Origin of the sequence: Streptomyces sp. NPDC020422, from assembly GCF_044386705.1 — a bacterium.
Lineage (GTDB): Bacteria > Actinomycetota > Actinomycetes > Streptomycetales > Streptomycetaceae > Streptomyces.
This window is the reverse complement of record NZ_JBIRVJ010000001.1, coordinates 852,866-877,116: the sequence shown is the minus strand read 5'-3', so window position 1 is coordinate 877,116 and position 24,251 is coordinate 852,866. Positions and strand designations below refer to the sequence as shown.

General features: G+C 74.4%; 23 protein-coding genes. 5 read left to right on the top strand and 18 right to left on the bottom strand.

Translation table 11 applies throughout. The features are described from left to right. Positions 1–36 precede the first annotated feature (36 nt). The 5 genes from ACH414_RS03930 to ACH414_RS03910 all read right to left on the bottom strand — a co-directional run bounded on the left by ACH414_RS03930 (position 37) and on the right by ACH414_RS03910 (position 4,153). Positions 37–957, bottom strand: coding sequence for a universal stress protein (locus ACH414_RS03930; RefSeq protein WP_398940740.1), 921 nt, complete (start codon positions 955–957; stop codon positions 37–39). Next, complete coding sequence (locus tag ACH414_RS03925) at positions 954–1,859, bottom strand: universal stress protein (protein WP_382544121.1); 906 nt, start codon at positions 1,857–1,859, stop codon at positions 954–956. The genes ACH414_RS03930 and ACH414_RS03925 overlap by 4 nt, the downstream gene beginning before the upstream one ends. Before the next feature lie 363 nt (positions 1,860–2,222). Next, the gene (locus ACH414_RS03920; protein ID WP_382544118.1) at positions 2,223–2,918 is read right to left on the bottom strand and encodes a pyridoxamine 5'-phosphate oxidase family protein; all 696 of its coding nucleotides are present in this window, start codon (positions 2,916–2,918) and stop codon (positions 2,223–2,225) included. Then, positions 2,918–3,832, bottom strand: a complete 915-nt coding sequence (locus ACH414_RS03915; protein WP_386566905.1) for a universal stress protein — start codon at positions 3,830–3,832, stop codon at positions 2,918–2,920. Before ACH414_RS03915 ends, ACH414_RS03920 begins: the two co-directional genes overlap by 1 nt. A gap of 51 nt (positions 3,833–3,883) precedes the next feature. Beyond that, the gene (locus ACH414_RS03910; RefSeq protein ID WP_382544113.1) at positions 3,884–4,153 is read right to left on the bottom strand and encodes a DUF1918 domain-containing protein; all 270 of its coding nucleotides are present in this window, start codon (positions 4,151–4,153) and stop codon (positions 3,884–3,886) included. A gap of 477 nt (positions 4,154–4,630) precedes the next feature. On the opposite strand from ACH414_RS03910, the gene ACH414_RS03905 reads away from it, so the two are divergent. Continuing rightward, complete coding sequence (locus tag ACH414_RS03905; RefSeq protein WP_398940739.1) at positions 4,631–5,485, top strand: universal stress protein; 855 nt, start codon at positions 4,631–4,633, stop codon at positions 5,483–5,485. A gap of 21 nt (positions 5,486–5,506) precedes the next feature. Here ACH414_RS03905 and ACH414_RS03900 read toward each other — a convergent pair whose 3' ends face one another. From ACH414_RS03900 to ACH414_RS03885, 4 genes are all read right to left on the bottom strand, one after another. Beyond that, positions 5,507–7,576 (bottom strand): SpoIIE family protein phosphatase, encoded by a 2,070-nt coding sequence (locus ACH414_RS03900; protein ID WP_398940756.1) that lies wholly within the window; start codon positions 7,574–7,576, stop codon positions 5,507–5,509. Positions 7,577–7,627: 51 nt separating this feature from the next. Continuing rightward, the gene (gene fdhF / locus ACH414_RS03895; RefSeq protein ID WP_398940738.1) at positions 7,628–10,426 is read right to left on the bottom strand and encodes a formate dehydrogenase subunit alpha; all 2,799 of its coding nucleotides are present in this window, start codon (positions 10,424–10,426) and stop codon (positions 7,628–7,630) included. Beyond that, a complete protein-coding gene (locus ACH414_RS03890) occupies positions 10,423–12,120 on the bottom strand; it encodes an NADH-ubiquinone oxidoreductase-F iron-sulfur binding region domain-containing protein (RefSeq protein ID WP_398940737.1) in 1,698 nt (565 codons plus the stop codon). Before ACH414_RS03890 ends, fdhF begins: the two co-directional genes overlap by 4 nt. Before the next feature lie 72 nt (positions 12,121–12,192). Further along, a complete protein-coding gene (locus ACH414_RS03885) occupies positions 12,193–12,447 on the bottom strand; it encodes an SHOCT domain-containing protein (protein ID WP_386567170.1) in 255 nt (84 codons plus the stop codon). A gap of 237 nt (positions 12,448–12,684) precedes the next feature. On the opposite strand from ACH414_RS03885, the gene ACH414_RS03880 reads away from it, so the two are divergent. Both ACH414_RS03880 and ACH414_RS03875 read left to right on the top strand, forming a co-directional pair. Then, entirely contained in the window at positions 12,685–13,434 is a 750-nt protein-coding gene (locus ACH414_RS03880; RefSeq protein ID WP_398940736.1) for an ABC transporter ATP-binding protein, read from the top strand. 2 nt (positions 13,435–13,436) lie between these two features. Next, the gene (locus ACH414_RS03875; RefSeq protein WP_398940735.1) at positions 13,437–16,373 is read left to right on the top strand and encodes an ABC transporter permease; all 2,937 of its coding nucleotides are present in this window, start codon (positions 13,437–13,439) and stop codon (positions 16,371–16,373) included. A 23-nt stretch (positions 16,374–16,396) separates the two neighbouring features. On the opposite strand, the gene ACH414_RS03870 is transcribed toward ACH414_RS03875, so the two are convergent. The 4 genes from ACH414_RS03870 to ACH414_RS03855 are packed head-to-tail and all read right to left on the bottom strand — an operon-like array spanning position 16,397 to position 17,890. Next, on the bottom strand, positions 16,397–16,519 hold the full coding sequence (locus ACH414_RS03870) for a hypothetical protein (RefSeq protein WP_382544096.1): 123 nt from the start codon (positions 16,517–16,519) through the stop codon (positions 16,397–16,399). Positions 16,520–16,553: 34 nt separating this feature from the next. After that, positions 16,554–16,760 carry a hypothetical protein gene (locus ACH414_RS03865; RefSeq protein ID WP_382544093.1) on the bottom strand — a complete coding sequence of 69 codons (207 nt, stop codon included), beginning with the start codon at positions 16,758–16,760 and terminating at the stop codon, positions 16,554–16,556. Positions 16,761–16,819: 59 nt separating this feature from the next. Continuing rightward, positions 16,820–17,401: an RNA 2',3'-cyclic phosphodiesterase gene (thpR, locus tag ACH414_RS03860; RefSeq protein ID WP_391768322.1), complete on the bottom strand. Its 582-nt coding sequence runs from the start codon at positions 17,399–17,401 to the stop codon at positions 16,820–16,822. 33 nt (positions 17,402–17,434) lie between these two features. Further along, positions 17,435–17,890: a hypothetical protein gene (locus tag ACH414_RS03855; RefSeq protein WP_398940734.1), complete on the bottom strand. Its 456-nt coding sequence runs from the start codon at positions 17,888–17,890 to the stop codon at positions 17,435–17,437. Positions 17,891–18,063: 173 nt separating this feature from the next. On the opposite strand from ACH414_RS03855, the gene ACH414_RS03850 reads away from it, so the two are divergent. Then, positions 18,064–19,329: a sensor histidine kinase gene (locus tag ACH414_RS03850; RefSeq protein WP_382544084.1), complete on the top strand. Its 1,266-nt coding sequence runs from the start codon at positions 18,064–18,066 to the stop codon at positions 19,327–19,329. An 8-nt stretch (positions 19,330–19,337) separates the two neighbouring features. Beyond that, the gene (locus tag ACH414_RS03845) at positions 19,338–19,976 is read left to right on the top strand and encodes a response regulator (protein WP_382544632.1); all 639 of its coding nucleotides are present in this window, start codon (positions 19,338–19,340) and stop codon (positions 19,974–19,976) included. Positions 19,977–20,052: 76 nt separating this feature from the next. Here ACH414_RS03845 and ACH414_RS03840 read toward each other — a convergent pair whose 3' ends face one another. The 5 genes from ACH414_RS03840 to ACH414_RS03820 all read right to left on the bottom strand — a co-directional run bounded on the left by ACH414_RS03840 (position 20,053) and on the right by ACH414_RS03820 (position 24,180). Beyond that, the gene (locus ACH414_RS03840; RefSeq protein ID WP_398940733.1) at positions 20,053–21,456 is read right to left on the bottom strand and encodes a sulfatase; all 1,404 of its coding nucleotides are present in this window, start codon (positions 21,454–21,456) and stop codon (positions 20,053–20,055) included. A gap of 359 nt (positions 21,457–21,815) precedes the next feature. Beyond that, positions 21,816–22,265, bottom strand: a complete 450-nt coding sequence (locus tag ACH414_RS03835; RefSeq protein ID WP_386566898.1) for a hypothetical protein — start codon at positions 22,263–22,265, stop codon at positions 21,816–21,818. 141 nt (positions 22,266–22,406) lie between these two features. Next, a complete protein-coding gene (locus ACH414_RS03830; RefSeq protein WP_382544076.1) occupies positions 22,407–22,700 on the bottom strand; it encodes a metal-sensitive transcriptional regulator in 294 nt (97 codons plus the stop codon). A gap of 29 nt (positions 22,701–22,729) precedes the next feature. Beyond that, positions 22,730–23,587: a sulfite exporter TauE/SafE family protein gene (locus ACH414_RS03825; RefSeq protein ID WP_398940732.1), complete on the bottom strand. Its 858-nt coding sequence runs from the start codon at positions 23,585–23,587 to the stop codon at positions 22,730–22,732. After that, entirely contained in the window at positions 23,584–24,180 is a 597-nt protein-coding gene (locus tag ACH414_RS03820; RefSeq protein ID WP_398940731.1) for a rhodanese-like domain-containing protein, read from the bottom strand. The genes ACH414_RS03825 and ACH414_RS03820 overlap by 4 nt, the downstream gene beginning before the upstream one ends. Positions 24,181–24,251 lie beyond the last annotated feature (71 nt).

Genomic DNA, 24,251 nt, shown 5'->3' with positions numbered 1-24,251 from the left:
CTGTACGGCGCCCGGTCCGTATGAGTGCCGAGAGGGTCAGTCGGCCAGGGCCGGTCGGTCCGTACGGGAACGGGACCGGTCGGCCCTGGCCGTGGCCCCTTCCTTCCCGCCCGTTTCCGGCAGCGGAACGGTGATCACGGGGCAGTCGGCATGGTGCAGCAGGCCGTGCACCGTGGAGCCGAGCCGCATGCCGGAGTAGCCCCCGCGTCCGCGGCGCCCGACGACGACCGCGAGGGCCTCGCGGGAGGCACGGGCGAGTTCCTCGACGGGGTGCCCGCGCACGACGGTCTGCTCCACGTGGACGTCCGGGTAGCGGGCGGCGTGACCGGCGACCGACTCGGCCAGCAGCCTGCGGCGCTCGGCCAGGCCCTGCGCCGCGTCGCCGTGGGACAGCAGGGGGCGGGGCCACACCCACGTCGCCAGGAGCCGTGCCTCGCGCAGGCTCGCCTCCGCGACGGCGAAGGCGACGGCGGCCCGGCAGTCCGTGCTGCCGTCCACGCCGACGACGACCAGCGGCGGGTGCATGGGCGTGTGTTCCGGTTCGCGGATCACGACCACGGGGCAGTCGGCGCGGGCCGTCAGGGGGACGACCACGGAGCCCTCGCTGAGGACCTCGGCGGCTCTGCCGAGGCGACGGGAGCCGACGACGGCGAGTGCGCTACCCGGGGTCCTGTCGCGCAGCACGGTCGCGGGCGCCCCGATGACCAGTTCCGTCGTCGCCCACAGCTCACCGTGGAGTTCCCGTACGAGGTCGGCGGCATTGGCGAGCATGGACTCCGCGCGGATCCGCAGGGAGCTCTGGTGGGCGTCCGCCGCGTACGGAAGCCGGTCGTGGACCGGCGGAACGGCGGCGACCAGGCGCAGCCGGGCACCTCTGCGCACGGCTTCGTCGGCGGCCCAGACGAGGGCGGGGACCGACAGCTCCAGGGGGTCGATGCCGGCCAGGATGTCGCTCATGGCTCCTCGTCCGGTGCCGTGAAGGCGGTGGGGACGATCTCGACGGGGCATCGGGCGTGGTGGATCAGGGTGTGCGCGACCCGGCCCAGGGACGGACCCACGCCCAGGGGGCGCCGGCCGCGGCCCATCACGACCAGGTCGGTGTGGGCGCTCGCCTCGATCAGGGTGCCGGGGGTGCTCGTACCGGTCTCCACGTGGTGGCCCACGATCAGCTCGGGGTACGCCTCGCGGACGCGGTCGGACAGCTTCTTGACGTCGTGCACGCGCTGATGGGCGATCTCGTCGAGGTCGTCGAGCATCGTGGCGACACTGCCGACGTGGGTGAACAGGTTCCAGACGCTCACGAGGCGCAGGGCGGCCTTGCGGGCGTCGGCCTCGGCAGCCGCGACCATCAGCCAGTCCAGGTCCTCCGGCCCGTGCACGGCCGCGGTCACCGAGCCCGTCTCCAGCCACTCGTCGTCCCCGCGTACGACGATGACGGGCACGTCGGCGCGGGCCGCGACGCCGAGGCCGACCGAGCCGAGCATGAGGGCGGAGAAGCCTCCGAGCCCCCTGCTCCCGACGACGATCGTCCCGCCGCGGCCGGCGGCCGCGCGCAGGCCGGCGACCGGCTCCTGGCGGCTGAGCTCCTTGGTGACGGCGAGTTCGGGGAAGAGGTCCCTGGCGGCGGCCTCGGTCCCGTTCAACAGGTCTCGGCCCGCTTCGCGTACCGCCTGGACCGTCTCGGCGTCGGTCCAGTAGGCACGCCGATCGGTGTCGGCGGCGTGCACGAGACGCAGGCTGCGGCCCCGGCGGTCCGCCTCGGCGGCGGCCCAGAGCGCGGCGGTACGGGCCGAAGGGGATCCGTCGACCCCGACGACGACGTCGCCGAGCTGCGCCCGGGCGGCGATCTCGCTGTTCATGGTCTTCCTCCATCGGGCTACCCGGGGGCCGGGGCGAGTCCACGGGAACGGCATCTCCCACGCTGGCACCGTGGCGGGCCTCACGGGGATGGGCCGTTCGGCCCCGATCGCGGCCTGCCCGGCCCCTCCTGCACGGGGGCGGCACGGACTCCGCGCGCCGGACGGCGAGGGAAGCGGTGCCGCGTGCGGTACCGCTCCGGCTGGTGCGCGAGGACGAGTGGGCGTACGCGCCGGAGATCGGCGCTCGGGCCCTCTCGACTGCCGCACAACTGGACGCTGCCCGGGCCACGGCGTGAGCCGGTGGCGCGATCTCCCGGCCCGGGCGTCGGGCCCGGGCCGGGGATCCGTCAGCGCACGGCCTCGTCAGTGCCCGGTGTCGGTGTCCGTGCCGGGAGCACCGAACGCCCTGATCCGGCGACCGGTCACCCGGTGCGGGGTGAGCACGACGAGGACGTCCCGTCCGTCGCCGGCCCAGGGCGTCGAGTGGACGGCGGCCCTGAGCGTCCGGACGCTCGCCGGGTCCGACTCGCGGCGCCCGGGGCCGGTGAGGAGGACGCTCCAGCCCTGCCTGAAGGCCTCGTCCACGCGGTCCAACTCGAAGGCGATCGGCATGCCCGAGTCGGCCGCCTTCGCGAGCGGCGTGCCCTCCGCCGTCATGAACAGGACCTCGCTGCCCACGACCTGGTAGTTGACGGGGAAGATCTCGGGCCCGTCGTCTCCCGTGACGGCGACCCTGCCGACGCCGTGGTCGTCCAGCAGCTCCCAGCATCCCGACTCGCCGATGTCGTCCATCAGGGCGTGCCGGCCGGCCTGTCCCGTTCCCGGGGCGACGTCCGCCGTGTAACCGGTCAGGTCCTGGACGGTCGTCTCCAGGGCGTTGGCGAGCCGGACCAGGAACTCGACGCTCGGGCTGGGCAGTTGTTCTTCCAGGAGGCCGATGTAGCCGGGTGTCGATCCCGCCCGCGCGGCCACCTCCTCACGGGACAGGCCGAGGTGGCTGCGGCGGGCCTCGACCCTGCGACCGAGGTCGCTCATGTGGTGCCGGACGGCGGCGTTCATCACTGGTCTCCCTCCGAAAGGGCGGTCAGGTGGTGGGGGATGACGGCGACCGGGCACGAGGCGTGGTGCAGTGCGCGGTGCGCGACCCTGCCGAGTTCCAGACCGACGACGCGGTCCCGGCGCCGCGCCCCGACGACCAGCAGGTCGGCGGCGGCTGAGCGTTCGGTCAGCACCCGGTGGGCGGGGCCCTCGACGGTGCTTCTGCGCAACCGGACCCGGGGATGCTCACGCGCGAGCGGTTCGAGCGCCTTGTCCAGGAGCGCGGAGGCGCGCTGTTCGAAGTACACCCGGGGGTCGCCGGCCAGGAGCGGGTGGTCGACCGGTTCGTGGGCGGGCCGTCGCCAGGCGCGCACGACGTCGAGCTCCGCGTCGCGGACGGCCGCCTCGCGGAAGGCGAAGCGGACTGCCGGGGCGTCCACGTCGTGGTCGCCGATGCCCAGCAGGACGCGCCGGTGGCGCGCCTGCCTGCCGTGCTCGTCCCCACGGACGACGACGACCGGGCCGTGGGCCCGTGCGGCCACGATCAGGCCGACGGATCCGAGGAGCAGGTCGCCCAGCTCTCCCCGCCCGCGGGACCCGACCACCAGCAGCATGGCCTGGTGTCCTTCCCCGAGCAGCGCGCCGGCCGCGTCCTCGGCCAGGACCTCGGCGCTGACGGCGAGGGCCGGCGCGCGGCGCCGGGCGCGTTCCGCGGCCGTGCCGACGATGTTCTCCGCGAGGACCTGGCCGGCGGGCCGGTCCCTGCTCCAGGCCGGCAGGACGCCCTCGTAGCGTTCCCACAGCGAGGCGTGCACGATCCGCAGCGGCTGTCCGTGCCGCACCGCCTCGTCGACCGCCCAGTCCAGGGCGGCGAGACTGGCGTCGGAGCCGTCCACGCCCACCACCACCGGTCCCGTCACCACGGGCCAGTCCATCGTCCCCACCGCCTTTCCCTGTGCGGGTCGCCTCGCACGCTTCAGTGGACTTCACCGCCGCGGCGCGGCCGCCTTCCGGCCGGAGCGCGGGAAGTGCTGGACGCGCGCGTCCGGACCGGGGAAGACCAGGGTGGTCCTGCCCGTGTCCGACCAGCGGACGTCGTAGGGCGGAGTGCCGTCCGCGTGGTGCAGGCCGACGACCTCGCCGTCGCGCCCCGCGTCCCCGACGGTGGCGCCGCCGACGACCAGCCGGTCGCCGACGCGGGCCCACAGACCGGCGCGGTCCTCGTCGGAGTGGTGTCGTGTCGCGGTCCCGGTCATGGCCCTCTCCTCCCGGGATCGGTCGGGGAGCCTCGAAGCCTCCGCGACCGGTGGTTCCTCCTTCCACCGTGGGGCGCGCCGACCGGACCCCATAGGGGCGAACGGTCCCCGAAGGGGACCGTTCGGCACTGCTGCCGCGAAGGGCCCGCCCACCAGGGTGGGAGCGGTGGGGGCGCCCGTCCGGAGGAGGAGCCTCGTGAGGCACCGCACCGTCTTCGAAGTGAAGGACGTCCGCCTGCTCGGCGCGGTTGGCCGAAGCCGGCCGGCTGCGGGCCGGCGCCCACGGCAGTCTCGCGCTCGGCGTGGAGCCCCGGCGATGGACGCCATGTGGGTGGCCCCCGTGATGCCCGAGCACCCGCTCCGCGTCACCTGGGACGGCTGTACCGACCGCCTGATGTCCACGGCCGACGCCCGGCACACCCAAGAACACGAACACGAACACGAACAGCACGACGTCACAACAGGAGGTGGACCGTCATGACGCAGGGCATCGTGGTCGGCGTCGACGGCACGGAGCAGGCACACGCCGCCGCCGAGTGGGCCGCGGACGAGGCGGTGCTGCGCGGCACCGGCGTCCAGCTGGTCCACGCGAGGGAACCGTGGCCCGAGTCCGTGGTCCCGTTCGCGACGGGCGGGACGGAGGAGTCCTGGGCCGAGGATCTGCTCGCACGGACCGCCGAGCGGCTGCGCGGCCGGCACCGCGGTCTGCCGGTGTCCACCCGGGTGCTGGCCTCCGGACCCGCCCCCGGTCTCGCCGCCGCGGCCGAGTCCGGTGAGCTCCTCGTCCTGGGGTCGCGCGCGCTGGGCGAAGTAGCCGGCTATCTGGTCGGCTCGGTGGCTCTGACCGTCGCAGGCGCCGTCGAGCGGCCGCTCGTGCTCGTACGTGCCCTCGGCGACGCCTTCCCGAGCGGGCCGGTCACGGTGGGCGTCGACGCGCGGCAACCCGTGGACGCCGTGTTGGGTTTCGCGTTCGAGGAGGCCGCCCGGCGCGGTAGCGGAGTGCACGCGGTGTACGCCCAGCAGCTCCCGCTGTACGCCACCCTCGGCCCCGAGATGGTGCCCGACATCCGGGTCGCCGTGGCGCCCGAGATCGAGCGTGCGCTCGACGAGGCACTCGAACCCTGGCGGTCGAAATACGCCGACGTGCCCGCGGTCGCCCGCGTACTGATCGGATCGGCCGGCCAGGAGCTCGTGTCGGCCGCCGCCGACGCGGCCCTGGTGGTGGTCGGCCGGCGGACCCGGCGTTCCGCGCTCGGCGCGCACCTCGGCAGCGTCACCCACTGCGTACTGCACCACAGCCGCGCTCCGGTCGTCCTCGTCCCGCACGACTGATTCGGGCGCGGCGCGCGGTGCTCAGGCCGTGCCGCGGATGCGGGCGACGAGGAGGGCGATGTCGTCGTCCGCCGAGGCGGGGACGAGGTGGGTGAGCAGTCGGTCGCACAGGGCGGACAGGGACGGGCCGGGCTCGGCGAGCAGGTCGGTCAGTTCGGCGAGGCGGGCGTCGATGTCGCTGTTGCGGGCCTCGACGAGGCCGTCGGTGTACAGGACGAGGAGGCTGCCGGGGGGCAGGGTGACATCGGTGGTCGTGAACGGGACGCCGCCGACGCCGAGCGGCAGGCCGGGCGGTAGGTCGAGCAGCCGGACGGTGCCGTCGGGGAGGACGGCCGCGGGGGGCGGGTGGCCGGCCCGGGTGATGCGGCACGCGCCGGTGTCCGGGTCGACGACGACGCACAGGAAGGTCGCGAGCATGGGTTCGGCGAGGTCGTGCAGGGCGGCCTCCATCTGGTACAGCAGTTCCTCCGGCGAGAGGTCGAGCCGGGCGAGGGCCCTGACGCTCGCGGAGAGCCGTCCCATCACCGCGGCGGCCGCGGTGCCGTGTCCCATCACGTCGCCGATGACGAGCGCGGCCCGGCCGCCTTCCAGGGGGATGACGTCGTACCAGTCGCCGCCGACCTCGTTGACGTCGCTGGCGGGCAGGTAGCGGTGGGCGACCTCGATCCCCGGCGGCGGGGTGATGTGCTGCGGCAGCATGCTGCGCTGGAGGACGGCGGCGGTGTCGTGTTCCCTGCGGTACAGGCGCGCGTTGTCGACGCAGACCGCGGCGCGGGCCGCCAGGTCACCGGCGAGCGCGACCTCGGCCTCGGTGAACGGGCCGGTCGGCCGGGTGCGGTAGAAGGTCGCCAGCCCCAGCACCACCCCGCGGGCGAGCAGCGGGGCCATCATGAACGAGTGGACGCCGAGCCGGAGGAGTTCGGCGGGCGTGGTGGAGTGGGCGGCCGCCGGGGCGATGGCCTCCTCGTCGAAGACGGGGACGACGTAGGGGCGGCGGGCGGCGAGGGCTCGGGTGTACGGCGCGCCGGCGGGGAAGGCGAGGGTTTGTCCGAGCGGGGCGAGGACGGTCGTGACGGGTGATCCGGCCAGGGGCGCTTTGGCCAGCCTGCGCAGTGTGGCGCCGCCGACCAGGCCGCCGCCGATGTCGTCGCCCGCCGCCAGGGTGTCCAGGACGTCGACGGTGACGGCGTCCGCGAGGTCGGGGACGGCGACGTCGGCCAGTTCCTGTGCCGTGCGTTCCAGGTCCAGGCTGGTGCCGATCTTGAGGGTGGCCTCGTTGACCAGGGCGAGGTGGCGCCTGCCCGCGTCGGCTTCGAGCTGGGCCCGCTGCTGGGCGGTGATGTCGATCAGGGTGGCCGCGAGACCGATCGGGCGCCCGTCGGCGTCCTCCAGCCGGACGTAGGAGCCCGACCAGACGTGGTCGTGGTCCGGGTCCGCCGGGGTACGGCCCGTGCGGCGGGAGTCGAGGACGGGTCTGCCCTCCTCCAGGGCCCGCCGCATGGAGCGCTCCATGGCCTCGGCGTTGACGTCGGGCAGGATCTCGACCAGCCGGCGGCCGATGTGAGCCGCCTGCGGAAGACCGTTCATGGCCTCGAGCGCGGGGTTGACGCGGAGGAAGCGCAGCTGGGTGTCCAGGACCGCGATGCCGACCGGTGAGCGTGAGAACAGCCCGTCCCACACCGCCGAGGAGCCGCGGATCCGGCGGGCGGCCTGCGCCTCCGCCGCGAACACCAGCACGGTCGTGCCGCCCCGGTGCCGGGCGGGGACCGGACACGCCCAGATCTCCAGGTCCAGGGGGCGTCGCTCCTTGTGCCAGGCGGTCACCATGCCCATGACCCCGCGTCCGGTGGCCGCGCCCTCCCAGAGCGAGCGGCCGAGGCTGCGGTCGGCGTCCGGATGGAGCAGTTCGGCGATGTGCCGGCCGAGGACCTCGTGCGGGGTGTAGCCGAGCAGGTCCTCGGCCGCGTGGTCCCAGCGCACGATCGTGCCGTCCGCACCGGTGGCGACCACCGCGACCGGCAGGGCGCCCAGCCACCCGCCCGCGTCATGGGCCGCGCTGCTGGTCACTTCGTCGAAGGGCACCTGCTGCATCGCCACCGCGATTCCGGGTACTCGGGCGCTCCTGGACGGCTGCCGTCATCCTCAGTATGGGCCGGGCGCCCGATGTTCGTCGTGTGGATCCCGCTGCCCGTCACGTGGGGTGGCGTGGCGGCCACTGCCGGTCGCCGCCGGGGGGCGCCGGCCGGCTCGGGCGTCGGGGGACGCGGGGCGCAGCCGTACCGCCGTGACCTTGTACTCGGGGCACGAGGTCACCGTGTCGGCGTGCTCGGACGTGAGCGCGTTGACCCGGTCGTCCGGGAAGTGGAACGCGCAGAAGACCTGTCCGGGGGCGAGGTCGCCGCCCACGCGGGCGAGCAGCCGCGCCTGTCCGTGCCGGCTGTCGACGAGGACGGGCGCGCCGTCCCGCACCCCGTACCGCGCGGCGTCCAGTGGGTGCAGGTCGAGCCGGCCGTGACTGTCGAGCAGGAGGTTGCCGCCGCGCCGGGTCATGCTGCCGGAGTTGTAGTGGGCCCAGCGGCGTCCCGTGACGAGCAGCAGCGGATAGGCGTCGTCGGGTTCCTCGCCGGGCGGCAGGTAGGGGGCGGCGGAGAGGTGGGCGCGGCCGTCGGGGGTCGCGAACTCCTCGGTGTACAGGGTGGCCTCGCCGGGCCGGTCCGGCGAGGGGCAGGGCCAGGGCACGGCTCCCTCTCGGTCGAGGCGGGCGTGCGAGATCCCGGCGAACAGCGGTGCCAGGCGTGCGCACTCGGCGAGGGCGGCGGCCGGGGTGGGGCAGCCGAGGTCGGCGCCGAGGGCCTCGGCGACCGCGTGGAGGGTCGCGAAGTCGGAGCGTGCCGTTCCGGGCGGGCGAACGGCGGCCCGTACGCGCTGGAAGCGGCGGTCGAAGTTGACGAAGGTGCCGTCCTTCTCCAGCCAGGAGGCGACGGGCAGGACGACGTCGGCGTGCCGGGCGGTCTCGCCGAGGAAGAGCTCGTTGACGACGACGAGCGGGCAGGCGTCGAGGGCTTCGGCGACGTGCCGGCTGTCGGGGTCGGTCGCGCAGACGTCCTCGCCGATGATCCAGAGTGCCCGCAGGCGCCCCTGCCCGGCTGCTGCGAACATCTCGGGGATGCGCAGGCCGGGCCGCTCGGGGACGGGGTGCCCCCAGACCTCTTCGGCGCGGGCGCGGGTCTCCGGGTCGGTGACCCGGCCGTATCCGGGGAGGAGGTCGGGCAGGGCGCCCATGTCGGAGGCGCCCTGGACGTTGTTCTGGCCGCGCAGGGGGCTGATGCCGAATCCGCGCCCGGTGCCGCCGACGGCGCCGCGCAGGATGGGGAGGTTCGCCAGGGTGCGTACGCCGTCGGTGCCGTGGAGGTGTTCGGTGACGCCGAGCCCGTAGACGACGGCCGGCCGCTGGGCGCGCCCGTAGAGCCGGGCGGCTTCCCGGATGGCGTCGGCGGGCACTTCGGTGATGGCGGCGACCCTCTCGGGCGGGTAGTCGGCGAGGAGCGCGATGAGTTCGTCGAGCCCTGCCGCGCGCCGGCGGAGGAAGTCGGGGTCGGTCATGCCTTCGGCGACGAGGACGTGGGCGAGGCCGTGGAAGAGGGCGACGTTGGTGCCGGGGCGGGGCCGCAGGTGCACGTCGGCGTGCCGGGCGAGTCCGACGGACCGGGGGTCGGCGACGACGAGGGAGGCGCCGGCGAGGGCGTGCTGGAGGAGGCGGGCGCCGACGACGGGGTGGGCCTCGACGGGGTTGGCGCCGACGACGAGGAGGCAGTCGGCGGTCTCGACGTCGTCGAAGGGGTCGGTGCCGCCGGCCCTCCCGAAGGACGCCGTGAGTCCGGCGGCGGAGGGGGCGTGGCAGAGACGCGAGCAGTTGTCGACGTTGTTGGTGCCGATGACGGTCCGGAGGAACTTCTGGACGAGGTAGTTCTCCTCGTTGGTGGCGCGGGCGGAGGAGATCGCGGCGACCGCGTCGGGTCCGCCGTGGGCGACGGCGGCGCGCAGTCCGTCCGCGACGACTCGGATCGCCTCGTCCCAGCTCGCCGGTACCAGGGCGCCGTCGCGCCGGACCAGGGGCTCGGTGAGGCGTTCCGCCGAGGTGAGGTAGCCGTGGGCGAAGCGCCCCTTGACGCAGGCGTGGCCGTGGTTGACGGGGCCGTCGCGGGCGGGGAGGACCGCGGCGACCCGCTCGTCGCGGACCACGACGTCGAGGGCGCAGCCGACGCCGCAGTACCCGCAGGTGGTGCGGATCCGGTCGGGGTCCGGCCGCCGGGAGGTGAGTCCCTTGCCCGGTCCCGGCTGGGTGAGCGCGCCGGTGGGGCAGGTGTCGACGCAGCCGCCGCAGGCCACGCAGTCGGAGGCCGCCCAGGGGCCGCCCGTGCCGGGCGCGACGACCGTGTCGGGCCCGCGTCCGGTCAGGGTCAGGGCGAAGGTTCCCTGCACGTCGGAGCACATGCGGACGCACCGGCCGCAGGCGATGCACAGGTCACGGTCGAGCCGGACGTACGGGTGGGAGTCGTCCTGCCCGCGCCCGGGTGTGCCGGCGCCCGCCTCAGGTTCGATGCCCAGGGTCCGGCAGGTGTCGGCGAGTTCGCTGGGCGAGTCGTCCGCGAGGGCGTCCGGCGGGAGCGCGGAGGCGATGAGCGCGACGGCGTCCCGGCGCAGTTCGCGGATCTCCTCGCCGGCGGTGTCGACCGTCAGGTCCGGCGCGGCGGGTGTGACGCAGGCGGCGACGGTGCGCCCGTCGGCCCGGACCAGGCAGGTCCGGCAGGAGCCGACGGGCCGGAGGCGGTCGTCGTGGCAGAGGGTGGGCAGGGCGGCACCGGCCGCCCGGGCGGCGTCGAGCAGGGTCGCTCGGGCGGGCAGTTCGACCGTCACGCCGTCGACCCGGAGGCGGATCACCGGTCCCACCCCGCGAGGGCGGCGCCGTAGGCGCGGGCGAGGCTGCGCACGGCCACGGGTACCCGCCGGCCGAAGGCGCACAGGCTCGCCTCGTCCATCAGCCTGGCCAGTCGGGCGTACGTCTCCCCGGGGCGTTCTCCCCGGCTTCGGGCGAGTTCGAGCCCTCGTCTGGTGCCGACCCGGCAGGGCGAGCAGGCTCCGCAGCTCTCGTCGGCGGCGAACTCCCACAGGTGTCGCAGGAGTTCGCGCGGGTCGGTGTCGGCGTCGAAGGCGACGAGCCCGGCGTGTCCGAGGGCGGCGCCCCGGTCGGCGAGCGCCCGGGAGGCGAGGGGTACGTCGAGGGCGTTGCCTGCCAGGAAGCCGCCGAGCGGGCCGCCGATCTGCAGGGCGACGAGTTCGCGTCCGTTCTTCAGGCCGCCGCCGAACCGGGTGACGATCTCGCTTACCGGGGTGCCGATTTCGACCTCGTAGGCCGCCGGGCGGGTGAACCGCTCGGACAGGCAGACCAGCTTCGTGCCGGTCTCGCCGGGTGCGCCGCGCCGGGCGTAGGCGGCACCGCCGTGCTGAAGGATCCAGGGCACGCTGGCCAGTGTCTCGACGTTGTTGACCACCGTCGGCGCGTCCCACAGGCCGTGGTCGGTGGGGTACGGGGGCCGTGGGCGGGCGCAGCCGCGGGCGCCCTCCAGGCGGGCGATGAGCGCTGTCTCCTCCCCCGCCACGTAGGATCCGGCGCCTTCGACGATCTCGACGAACGGCTGCGGCCCGGCGGTCTCCACCGAGGCGGCGAGGTCTCCGGCGGCCACCGCGTCCCTCATCGCACGGCGCAGGCGGGTCATCGCCCTCGGGTACTCGGAGCGCACCAGCACGGTTCCGCGCCGCCCGCCGCAGGCGAAGCAGGCCAGGGCGAGCCCCGCGAGGACGCGCTCGGGGTCCTCCTCCATGAGCAGCCGGTCGGCGTACGAGCCGGGGTCGCCCTCGTCGCCGTTGGCGACGACGACCGGATCCGGCTTTCCCGCGACAGCGGCCCACTTCGCCGCCACCGGGAATCCGGCCCCTCCGCGCCCGCGCAGCCCGGAGGCGGCGACCTCCTCGCGGACGTCGTCGGGCCGCAGCCCGGTCGCCGCCCGGCGCCACACGTCCCACGCCGACTCCCCGTTCACGACGCCCGCCAGGAGGACGGGGGCCCCGGTGGTGTCGGCGGCGGGGATGCCGGGCGCATGCGGCTGCGCATGCCTGGTGAGCCGGTCGGCGAGGTCGGCTCCCACGCAGGGGCGGGTGCCGTCGAGGGCGGCGGGGGCCGCGTAGCAGTATCCGAGGCAGTGCACGGTCTGGAGCGAGGTCCGGCCGTCGACGGCGACGTGCCCGGCGGTGACGCCGAGCGCCTCCTCCACCTCGGCCAGGTGCCGTCCGCCGCGTGCGGCGAAGCACGCGGTCGCGGTGCACACGCGGACGTGGCGCTCGCCTCGTGGTGCGGCGAGATCGGCGAAGTAGGTGGCGGGACCGAGCCCGGCGGCGCCGGGCAGTCCGACCGCGGCCGCGGCCTGGGGCGCCCATTCCCCGGGCTCCGCCGTGGTCGCCGCCCTGGTCCGCTCCAGCGCGGCCGGCAGCGGGCCGCCGCGCCCCGTGTGCCGTGCGGCCAGCGCACGCAGCGCGTCGCGGTGCCGGCCCGGGACCCCGGGCGACCGACCGGTCATGGTCCCAGCGTGGTCGCGTGTGTCCGCGCCCGCATCCCGGGGTGCGGCCCGCCGCGCGTTCCCGGACACGGCCTACGCCTCCCCACCGCGCAGGGCGCTCAGACGTCTGCGGTACTCCTCCTCGTCGATCTCGCCGCGGGCCAGCCGCTCGCCGAGGATCTGCTCGGGGGCCGAGGGGCCCTGGCGTGGGGGCCGTCCCGCGGCACGGTCGAAGCTTCGGAAGATCAACACGACAGCGGTGATGAGGAGGCCCCAGAACAGGACCATCCCCGCCGACATGGCGAACCAGCCCCATCCGTTCATGCCGTCGCCGTACCAGAACATCATGGCCACTCACGCTCCCCGAGGCCGGACCGGCGGGCCAGGGCGCCCCTGTCCGCGGTCGGGCCGGACACTCCCACCGTGCCCCGGTCCCGGCGCGGCGCACAGGGTCCGACCGGCCCCTCGCGGGGGCCGGTCGGGTACGGGCCGGGGCGGCGCGTGGCCGGATTGGTCCGTTCGGCCCCCCTCCCGGGCCTGGAGGGCCGTAGCCGCCCGCGCCTCCGCGGGCTTCGGATGGAAGACATGAACAGCGACCTGCCGCTCCTGGTCGCCACGGGAGTCCGCAAGATCTACCGGACGGGCTCGGTGGCGGTCACCGCCCTGGACGACCTCGACCTCGTCGTGCGCCACGGGGAGCTGGTGGGGGTGAGGGGGCCGTCCGGGTCCGGCAAGACGACGCTGCTGAACTGTCTGTCCGGGCTCGACGACATCGACGGCGGCCGGGTGGAGATCGACGGCCACGACCTGTTCGCGATGTCGGACGCCGCCCGCACGGAGCACCGGGCCCGCACGATGGGCTTCGTCTTCCAGTCGTTCAACCTCATCCCGGTCTTCTCCGCGGCGGAGAACGTCGAACTGCCGCTGCTGCTGGTGGGCACCCGGCCCCGCGAGGCACGGCGCAGGGCGCTGGCCATGCTCGACCGGGTCGGCCTCGGCCACCGGGTGGAGCACCGGCCGAGCGAGCTGTCGGGCGGCGAGCAGCAGCGGGTGACCATCGCCCGCGCGCTCGCGGGGCGGCCGGCCATCGTCTGGGCGGACGAGCCGACCGGCAACCTCGACAGCGCGATGGCCGACCAGGTCATGGGCCTGTTGTGCGACCTCAACCGGGACGACGGCCAGACCATCGTCCTGGTCACCCACGACGCCGCGATCGGCGCGCGCGTGCCGCGCCTGATCACGATGCGCGACGGGCGCCTCGTCGACGACCTGCGGCAGCGCGCCCCGGGCACCGCCCGGACCCCTCACGCGGTCGGCGACACCCCCGGGGGCTGACGATGTACCCGAATCTCCTCGCCCCGCTGCTCATCGCACTCGCGCTCGTCCTCGTGGCGCTCGTCCTGGTCGCGGCCCGGCAGCCGGTCGCGCGTCGACTGGCCTTCCGCCAGCTCGCCCGCCGGCGCACCGAGGCGGCGCTGGTGATCGGGGGATCCGTACTGGGGACGGCCATCATCATCGGGGCCCTGGTGGTCGGCGACACCCTGAACTTCTCGGTGCGGCAGGAGGCGTACCGCACGCTGGGGCCGGTGGACGAGCGGGTCGTCGCACCGTCCGGCCCGGCCGGTCGCACCGTCGCCGAGCGGCTCGCCGTCCTCACGGCCGACCCCGATGTCGACGGTGTGCTGACCGCCCAGGCCACCCAGGCGTCGGCCGTCAGCCGCAGCGGCGGCCGGCCGGTCGCCGAACCACGCGTCCTGGCCTGGCAGCTGGACTTCGCCGCCGCGTCCCGCTTCGGCGCCCCGAACGGGGACTCCGGTCTCACCGGACCTGCCCCCCGGCCCGGCCGGGTCGTGCTCAACGCCCCCTTGGCGCAGTCCCTGCGGGTCTCGGCAGGAGAGCCGGTCACGCTCTATCTGTTCGGCGCTCCGCACGCGTTCCGCGTGGACCGGGTGGTGCCGGAGCGGGGTCTGGCCGGTGTGGGCCTGGGCGGCAGGCTGAACCGCGATGCCTTCCTGGCGCCGGGGACCCTGGACGCGGCCGCCCGTGCCGCGGGGAAGGAGCCCCGTTCGGTCACCTTCGTCTCCAATCGCGGCGGCGTCGAGGGCGGCGACGCCCTGACCGGGAGGGTGACCGCGGGCATCCGCCGGGCCGTGGGACCGCTGGCCGGCCAGACGACGATCGACACCCCGAAGCACACCGTGCTGCGGGACGCCGAACAGGCCGGGGCGGCGCTCGGCGCGCTGTTCCTGATGATCGGCAGCTTCAGCATCATCGCCGGCGCCCTGCTCCTCGTGAACATCTTCGTGATGCTCGGCGAGGAGCGGAAGGCCCAGATGGGCATGGTGCGGGCGATCGGCATGAAGCGCTCGCGGCTGGTCGGCTCCTTCACCCTCGAAGGGGCCGCGTACGCGCTGTTGTCCGCCCTGCCGGGAGTGGCCATCGGGGTCGCCGTCGGCTGGGGCGTCGCCGTGGTGGCCGCGGAGATCTTCCAGGGCTGGGCGGTCGGCGGAAGCAGTCTGCGGATCACCTTCGCCGTCACCCCGACCAGCATCCTCAACGGGGTGGCCATGGGCCTGCTCATCGCGTTCGCGGCGATCCTCGCCACGAGTGTGCGCATCAGCAGGTTCAACATCATCGCCGCCATCCGTGACCTGCCGTCGGCTTCCGACGGGCGCCCGCGCCGCAGGCTCCTCGTCGTGTGCAGCGCCCTGTCGGCCCTGTTCGCGCTCGCGGCCGTGCCCGCGGTGGCCCGCAGCCAGGCGGAGGCGACGTACCTGATGCCGGCGCTCGCCCTCGCCTTCGCCACCCCCGCCCTGCTGCGCGTGATGTCCCGGCGCGCCGCCGCCACGCTCGTCGCGGGTGCCGTGCTCGTCTGGACCCTGCTCGCTCCGGTCCTGCGCCCGAGGATCTTCGACACGCCGTCCATGTCCGTGTACGTCATCCAGGGAGCCCTCGCCGCCTTCTCCGCCGTGGTCCTCGTCAGCAACAACCAGAGGGCGCTGCTGCGCCCCGTCCGCCGGCTGGTCGAGCGGCCCTCGGAGTCGGGCCTGGCCGCCCGGCTCGCGGTCGCCTATCCGCTGGCGAAGCGGTTCCGCACGGGTGCCACGCTCGTGATGTACACGCTGATCGTGTTCGTCCTGGTCCTGCTGACGGAGATCTCCGGGATCCTGCGCGCCGGAGTGGACGGGGTCGTCGCCGACGCCACGGCCGGCTACTCGCTGCGGCTCGACTACAACCCCCAGGTCGCCGGCGACGGGCTCGTCGCCGGTCTGCGGAACGGCCCTTCGGGCGCCGGAATCACCGCCGTCACTCCCCTGCTGAACGCGACCGGCCGGGCCACCGACCCCGGCAACCGGAGCACCCGGCCGCTGGACGTCGCGGCCGTGGGCGTGCCGGACGGAGCGATCAGCGGCATCACCTTCCGCGAGCGCTTGCCGGGACTCGCGGACGACCCGGCGGTCTGGCACGCCCTGGCCGCCGACCCGAAGTACGTCGTGCTCGACGGCTTCTTCGGCAGTACGGGCGGGCCGGCCGGCGACTACTACGACCCGGGAGACACCCTGACCGTCACCGACCCGCGGACGGGCCGCAGCGAGCAGAAGGTCATCGCCGGGGTGCTCAGCAACGGAATGGTCTTCTACCCGGGCACCGGCGCCAGTTCGACCACCTACCCGGTGGTGATGGGGGAACGCGGCATCCGCGAACTCTTCGACGGCCAGGCCCAGCACGCCTCCGCCCTGGTCGCCACCAGCCCGGGCACCTCCCCCGACGGCCTGGCGACCCGGCTGCAGGGCGAGCAGCTGTCCGCCAGCCTGGTCGCCACGCCGATCGCCTCCGAGATCCGCCACCAGTTCGACTCGAGCACCGCCTTCTTCCGCCTCATGCAGGGTTTCCTCGCCCTGGGCCTCGGTGTGGGCATCACCGGCCTCGGTGTCGTGATGGTCAGGGCGGTGCGCGAACGCCGGCGCACCATCGGGATCCTGCGGGCCCTCGGTTTCCGGGCGCGTACGGTGCGCCGTTCCTTCCTCTGGGAGAGCGCCTTCGTCGCCTCGGAGGGAATCGTGCTCGGGTCCCTGCTGGGCGTCCTCACGACCTGGCTCATGTACCGGAACAGCGCGGCCTTCGAGGGCCTCGAAGGCGGCTTCCCCGTCGAGTGGACCAGCATCGTCGGCCTGGCCGCGGTCACTTTCGCCGCCTCCCTCCTCGCCACGGTCGGGCCGGCCCACCGTGCCGCCGCCATCCGCCCTGCCCGCGCGGTCCGCGTGGCGGAGTGACCCACGGCGCCCGCGCCGCCCGCTCAGCCGGGGGCGCGGGCGCCGTAGCGCACGGGGTCCGCGTCGCAGGCCGCGGCGCAGTGGGCCGAGCAGAAGTGGAAGGGGCCGTCCCGGTGTTCGGGCGCGGTCTCGCGGTCGATCCGCATGCCGCAGACCGGGTCGGTGGCCGTCTCCTCCGCTTCACCGCCGTCTTCTCCCCGTGTGGTCGCGCCGCCGCCGTCTGCGGCGCGCGCTGGGGCTGTAGCCGCCCCGCACCGTCACGTCCACCCGCTGGACCCCGTCCTCCGGCCGGGCCATGCCGGCCCTGCGCGGCCCGAAGCAGTACCGGCCCAGCACGGCGACCAGTCCGGCGGCGACCACGGTCACCACGACGTCCGCCACCGTCACGGGGCTCGCCTCCTGGCGCCCGCCCGCCCTTCCAGCCTCCCGCGCGGCACCAGGCAGCGCTATCCGCGCCCGAGGTCCCAGGATGCGATGTCGCGGTAGCGGATCGGCCCCGGGCCGCGGCCGAAGTCGCTGCCGACCAGGTGGAGGCGTTCGGTGTGCCAGCGGCGCCCCTGGAATCCGGCGAGCGCCAAGGCCGTCTCGACGACGCTCGACGTGTCGTCGCGGCGCGCCCGCGCCAGGGTGAGGTGGGGGCGCAGGGGGCGCCCCTCGTAGGGGATGCCGCATGTACGGACCAGGTCGCGCACGTCGGACGCCAGGCGGTGCAGACCTTCGAGGTCGCCTTCGATGCCGCTCCACAGGACCCGCTCGTCGAAGTGGCCGCCGCCGTGCAGGGCCAGTTCCAGTGGGTCGCGGGAGGCCGCGAGCTCGGCGAGCGGGCGGCGCAGCGGAGGCACGGCGGCGACGGGGAGCTCCCCGAGGAAGGCGAGCGTGATGTGCCAGTCCTCGATGCGGTTCCAGCGCATGCGCGGGTACGCCTGGTAGGCGGGGAGCAACTCGCGCTCCAGCTCGTCCTTCGCGTCGTCGGGCGGGGCGAGGGCGATGAACACGCGGGTCGTCGCATCACGGGTCACTTCGTTCACAGGGGACTTCGTACCTCGTGACGTGGGGCGGCGTCACTTTTCCCGGGAACCGGGGCGGGGACCGCCCGTGACCGCCAGCGTCAAGCACAGCGCCGCCAGCGGCAGTTCCGCGAGTACGGCCATGGCGACCGCCGTCGCCAGTTCGGCGCCCGGGGCGGCGGTGGCGAGGTCCATGCAGGCGTCGGCGACGAGGAGGGTGGCGGCGGCCGCCGCCGGGGCACGATGGCGGGGGTCGGCGTGCAGCAGGCGGGTGCCCGCGGTGAGCAGTGCCGCCGCCTCCAGGGCGTCGACGGTGACCCAGGCCGCCGCCTCGGCGGTCGGCAGGGTGCCCGCCAGGTAGCCGAGCCAGGGCAGCAGGATCAGGCCGGCACCCACCAGGACGCGGCCCCGGCGGCGACGGGAGCGGCTGACGGGCTTCGCGACGGCGTCGGGGCCTGCGCCCGCGCAGCGGCCATCGGCGGTGGCGGGGTGGGCGGCGATCAGGGCCATGGGCGGTGCCTTTCGGTGTCACGGACCCGCTGTCCGGGCTCGTGATCCAGACTCCTGCGCGCCCGCTCCCCGGTCGGTAACACCCTTTGCCGACTTGGGGTGGCACTGGCTGTACCCCGGGACCGGACAGCAACTGCATTCCGGGCGGCGGCCCCGGCCCGTACGGTTGGATCATGAAAGTCCCGCCCCGGACGCGGCGCGCGCTCACCCGCGTGGCCCGAGACACGTCCTTCCTCGCCCTGGGGGTGCCCCTCCACCTCCTCATGGGCTTCCTGCTGTTCGTGGTCGGCGGCCTCGTCTGGGAGATCATCCTGGGCAGCGACGCGGGCGCGCCGGTGGTCCTGGGCTTCGTCGTGGTCCTCGCCGTCCTCGCGGTGCCCGCCCTGACCGTCGCCCAGATCCGGCGATTCCGGCGCCTGTTGGGCATCGACATTCCCCGCCCGGGCCGGCGGCGCCCTCAGCGGCAGGCGGGCTACCACTGCCTCGCCGGGCTCCTGCTCGGCGCGCTGGAGGTGCTGCTCCTGGCGCTGCTCGTGGCCGGGCTCGCCGCTGCCACGGTGTACGTGTGGGTGTGGGCGGTGCCCTGGCGGTGGCGGATCGAGCACCCCGGGTACGGCACCCAGGCGTTCTACGTCACCGTCGCCGGGCTCGCCGCGCTGGCGCTGGTGCCCTCGCTGGCCGCAGCGCTCGTCCGCGTCGAGACCCACGCCGGGCCCCGGCTGCTGGGCCCCGACTCCGGCGAGGACCTGGCTCGGCGGGTGGCCGACCTCACCGAGAGCCGGGCCGGGGCGGTCGACGCCGCGGACGCCGAACGGCGCCGGATCGAGCGGGATCTGCACGACGGCGCCCAGCAGCGACTGGTGTCGCTCGCGCTCAACCTGGGGATCGCGAAGGCCACGCTGAAGGACCTGCCGCCCGAGGCGCGGGCCGTGATCGACGCGGCCCACCAGGAGGCGAAGGACGCGATCGAGGAGCTCGGGAACCTGGTGCGCGGGCTGCATCCGGCGGTCCTGGACGAGCTGGGCCTCGACGCCGCCCTGTCGGGACTCGCCGCGCGGTCGCCCCTCCCGGTGCGGCTGAGGGTGGACCTGCCGCCACGCCAGGAGCCCGACGTGAGGCGGGACATGGCGGGCGGCCGGCCGCAGGCTCCCGCGGCCTCCGCCGTCGAGGCCGTCGCGTACTTCGTGGTCTCCGAAGCCCTCACCAACATCGCCAAGCACGCACGGGAGGCGACCAGGGCGGAGGTGAGCGTCACCCGGCTGGGCGCGATACTGCGGGTGGTGATCGCCGACGACGGGATGGGCGGCGCCGATCCGTCCAGGGGCAGCGGTCTGCGGGGGCTCGCCCAGCGCGTGCGGTCCGTGGACGGGACCTTCCGGATGAGCAGTCCCGTAGGGGGACCGACCATGATGAGCGTGGAGTTGCCGTGCCCGACCTGAGACGTGCCGTGATCGCCGAGGACTCCGTGCTGCTGCGGATCGGCCTGGTCAAGGTGGTGGAGATGGCCGGCTTCGAGGTGGTGGCCGAGACCGGGGACGCGCAGGGGCTGACGGCCGCCGTCGAGGAGCACCGGCCCGAGCTCGCCGTCGTGGACGTGCGCATGCCGCCCGGTTTCACCGACGAGGGGGTGCGCGCCGCCCTGACCATCCGCAGGGAACGGCCGGATACGGCCGTGCTGATGCTCTCCCAGTACGTCGAGGAGCGCTACGCGGCCGAGCTGCTCGCCACCAACACGAGCGGGGTCGGCTATCTCCTGAAGCAACGGGTCGCCGACGTCGAGGAGTTCATCGACGCGTTGCGGCGGGTCGCGGACGGCGGCACCGCGCTCGACCCGCAGGTCGTGGCGCAGTTGCTGGTGCGCAGGCCGAGCGACCCCCTGGAACGGCTCACGCCCCGCGAGCGCGACGTCCTCGCGCTGATGGCCGAGGGCCGCTCCAACGCGGGCATCGCCGCCCAGCTCGTGGTCAGCGAGAGCGCCGTCGCCAAGCACATCAACAGCATCCTCGCGAAGCTGGACCTGCCGCGCGCGGACGCCGACCACCGGCGCGTGTTGGCCGTGCTGCGCTTCCTCGGCGTGGCGGGATGACCCTCCCGGCCCCCGTCGACCGGGCACCCGTCCCCCTCCTGACCGGGTGCCCGGCCGACGCGCGGGCGGTGACGGGTCAGGCGGCGCGGTCGGCGGCGAGCCGGGCGGCCAGAGCCGGTATGCCGAGGGCCTGTTCGTCCGCCGGGGTGGCCTGGTAGAGCTTGTTGGCCAGCTGGTACGGATCGACCGCCAGGTCGTAGTACTCGCGGAACTTCACCTGCCCGGTGCCGGACACCGTGCCGTTCGCGTCCGTCGTCAGGTCGTAGTACTCGGTGTACTGCTTGTCCTTGGCGACGTACGAGGACCAGGTCGGCACACCGCCCGCCGTGGTGCCCTGCTTCCACCACTCCACGAGGAGGTGGTCGCGCTCGTACGAGGAGAGCAGGGACCTGCCGTCCTGCGGGGCGGCCGGGGTGATGCCCGCCGCGTCGAGGATGGTCGGGGCGATGTCGATGTTCGCGACGATGCGGTTGTCCACGGTCCCCGCGCCTCTCCCGCCCGCCGGCCAGGACAGGTAGAAGGGCACCTCGTGCGCCGGCCGGTAGGGCACCGACTTGGCGGTCCAACCGTGGTCGCCCCAGCTGAAGCCGTTGTCGCCGATGTAGATGACGAGCGTGTCGTCGAGCTGGCCCAGCGCCTGGAGCTTGTCCTTGAACGCCTGGACCGCGTCGTCGACCGACAGCAGGGTGCGCAGCTGCTCGGCACGGATGTTCCGGCCGTCGGCCAGGGTGCCGGTCGCGTTCTTGATGTAGGCGGGCTTGTCGCTGCGGTCGCCCTCCGGGACGGAGGGGCGCCCGTTCCAGTCCGGGACGGGCGCGTCGGCGTACTTCGCCTCCGGGGTGCGCGGTCCGTGGGAGGCGTAGGGGGTGACGTACGCGAACCACGGGCGGGGGTCGGTGGCCGCCTTGTCGAGGAACTTCAGGGTGCGGTTCTTCACGATGGTGGTGGTGTATCCGTTGATCGTCTGGACGGTGCCGTCGACGTTCCACTGCGCGTCGACGTACCCGGGCTGGAGCAGGGCGAACTCCTCGAAGTGCGGCGGGTTGTCCGCCAGGGTCCAGGAGTTGAGGTACTTGCCGAACAGGCCGGTGCGGTAGCCCGCCTGCTTGAGGTACTTCTGCACCGTGGTGCTCTGGTCGAGCGCGTACGAGGCCTTGTTGTTGCGCACGCCGTGGTGGTGGGCGTGGCGCCCGGAGAACACGCTGGAGCGCGAGGGTGCGCACAGCGGCGTGGCGACGTGGCCGTTGGTGAACCTCACGCCCTGGTCGGCGAGCCAGGCGACGGTCTTGGGCAGGGCCCACTCGGTGTGCTTCGGCTGGTCGTCCGTGACGATCAGCAGGATGTTCGGGCGGCCCGCGGCAGCGGCGGGGCCGGCTCCGGCGACCTGTGCGAGGGCGGGTACGGCGGTGGCGGCTGCCACCGCGGCGGCGCCGCCGAGGAAGCCGCGGCGGCTCACCGGGGGGCGTCGGTTCTCGCTCATGATGTCCATTCCTCCTGGGTGCGTCTGCGCAGGGGGGGCACGGCGGGCGGACGGCTGCGGTGAGCCGTCGGGCCGCTGTGCGGAAAGGGGAAGAGACGGGAGTCAGGCGGGTGCGCCAGGTGGGGATCCCGTAGGGGAAGAGGGGCGCTTCAGCGCGCCGGGGCGACCGTACACAGGGCGCTCGCCACGTGCCCTTGGTCGACGTGGCGGCGCGCAGTGAGGATTCCTGCTGCCATGGCCCAGAGCGTAAGGGCAGCGGAACGGGGGTTCCATGTACGGCGGATGAAATGGGTCCGGGCACGGGCCGGCCGCCCGGGGACGCACTCCCGGGCGGCCGTCGCCTGCTGGGTTCGGGGCCTTCAGCGTGCCGCGGCGGTCCGGCTGCGGGGGTCGTCCAGGCTGCTTGCCAGGGACCAGATGACGAACACGTCGATCCCCATCACGAGGATCGACCAGAACGGCGCGTACGGCAGGAACAGGAACTGGGCGAGGAGGCTCAGCGAGGCGAAGAGCAGGCCGGCGAAGCGGGCCCAGGTCGCGCCCTTCAGCAGACCGCCGCCGGTCAGGGCGACGAGCGCGCCGAGGACGATGTGGATCCAGCCCCAGCTGGTCAGGTTGAACTCGAACACGTACGAACCGACGCGTGTGTACACGTCGTCCTCGGCCACGGCGGCGATGCCCTGCAGCACCGCGAGGATGCCGCTGCACAGCAGCAGGACCGCCGCGAACATCACCCCGCCGGCCACCCACCCACCGGTGTCCCGGCCGTCCCGTGGCGCGCCTGACGACTGCGTTGTCTGCTGACTCATGTGCGTGTTCCCTTCTGCCGCTCTGCTCCGAGCGTCCTCGGGCCGACACCGCGCAACCACACGGGCTCCGCCGAACGGGTGAGCGGGCCTCGGGCCCCTCCGTACCTGCGCGGGTTCGGCATCCGGGGAAGGCGAGGTCGGTCAGGCCAGGGCGAGGAAGAGTTTTTCGAGCTCTTCCTCCGACATGGGCGGGGCATCGGCGGCGCTTTCGGCCAGGCACTGGCGCATCCCGCTCGCGACGATCTTGAAGCCGGCCCGGTCGAGGGCCCGGGAGACGGCGGCGAGCTGGGTGACGACGTCCTTGCAGTCGCGGCCGGCCTCGATCATCGCGATGACGGCGGCCAGCTGGCCCTGGGCGCGGCGCAGCCGGTTCAGGACGGGGCGCACGGCTTCTTCGTCGACCTGCACGGCGGATCCTCCTCCACGTTTCACCATCCCCGCCCGCCAGGATACCCCGAGGGGTATCAACCGCTACTTTTGCTCCGCAACCGGACGGCGGTCGCGGCGACCAGCAGCGCACCGAGCCCGCCCAGGGCACCCCAGGCCGCCGGGTGGGCCCCCATGCCGGCGCCGAGCTGCCGCACCAGGACGAAAACGCCCATGACGACGACGAACCAGCCGAAGGCCCTGCGCAGGACGCCCTGGGGAATACGCCCGGAGAGGCGCCCGCCGAGGACGCTGCCCGCCACGGCCACCGCCGTCACCAACAGGGCGAGCCGCCAGTCGATGTGCGCGCCCGGGAGGTGCCCGGCCAGGCCGGCGAAGGAGTTCATCGCGATGACGAGCAGCGAGGTGCCGACCGCGAGGCCCATGGGCAGTCCGCCGAGGAGGGCGAGCGCGGGAACCACGAGGAATCCGCCGCCCGAGCCGACCAGTCCGGTCACGGCGCCGACGCCCAGTCCCTCGACCGCGATGCGCCGCAACGGCAGGCGGCCCTGGGGCCGCCAGGCCTGAGGCTCGCCCTCGCGTCGCGGCCCGCGGAGCATCGCGACGGCCGTGGCGAGCATCATCAGGGCGAACGCGACGAGGAGCGCCGTAGCGGGGACATGGGCGGCGATCCGGCCGCCGCCATAGGCGCCGGCCATGCTGAAGACGCCGAAGAGGAGCCCCGCCTTCCAGCGCACCCGGCCGGCGCGGGCGTGGGGAACGAGGGCGGCAAGGCTGGTCACGCCGACGACGAAGAGGGAGGTCGCGATCGCTTCCTTGGTGCCCTGGCCCGCGAGGTAGACGAGCAGGGGCACGGTCAGGATCGAGCCCCCACCGCCCAGGACGCCCAGGCTGAGGCCGACGAGCAGCGAGGCCGCCACGACGAGGGCTGTCACGGCGTGGCCCGCAGTCCCGCGATCACGGTGCGGAGGTCGGTGCGCGGCCCGCGGTTGTAGGGCAGCTTGGAGAGCAGGACGCCCATGGCACAGGAGTTGCTGACGGCGGCGTAGGTCAGCCCGGCGCCGATGGCGGTGCCGATCAGGTGCGCGCCGGGCACGAAGACGCCCACGAGTCCGGTCGCGAGCACGATCGAGCCGGCGACGAGCCGGACCTGGCGCTCCATGTCCCACCGCTCGGGACCGCGGTTCGTGGGAGCTCCGGCCGCCTCCCAGGCGTTCATGCCGCCTTCCAGGACCCGCAGGTTCGGCAGGCCCGCTGCCGCGAGCGCCTGCTCGGCCTGCTCGGCGCGGACGCCGGAGCGGCAGACGAGGACGACCTCCTCGTCCAGATGCGCCCGCAGTTCCTCGCGGTGCTCCCGCAGGGTGGCGAGGGGGACGTTGTAGGCGCCCGGGATGTGCACGGTACGGAATTCGCCCGGAGTGCGGACGTCCAGCAGGCGCGGGGCGCGCCCGTCCCGGACGAGCGGCTGGAGGGCGGCGGCGGTGACGTAACGCCGGGGATGGGCGGGATGGCCGGAGTACGCGGTCATGGAGGCTCCTGAACAGAGTGGTGGACGGGTGCGTGGGCGGGGGAAGGTGATGCGGACGTGCGTGGGTGGGG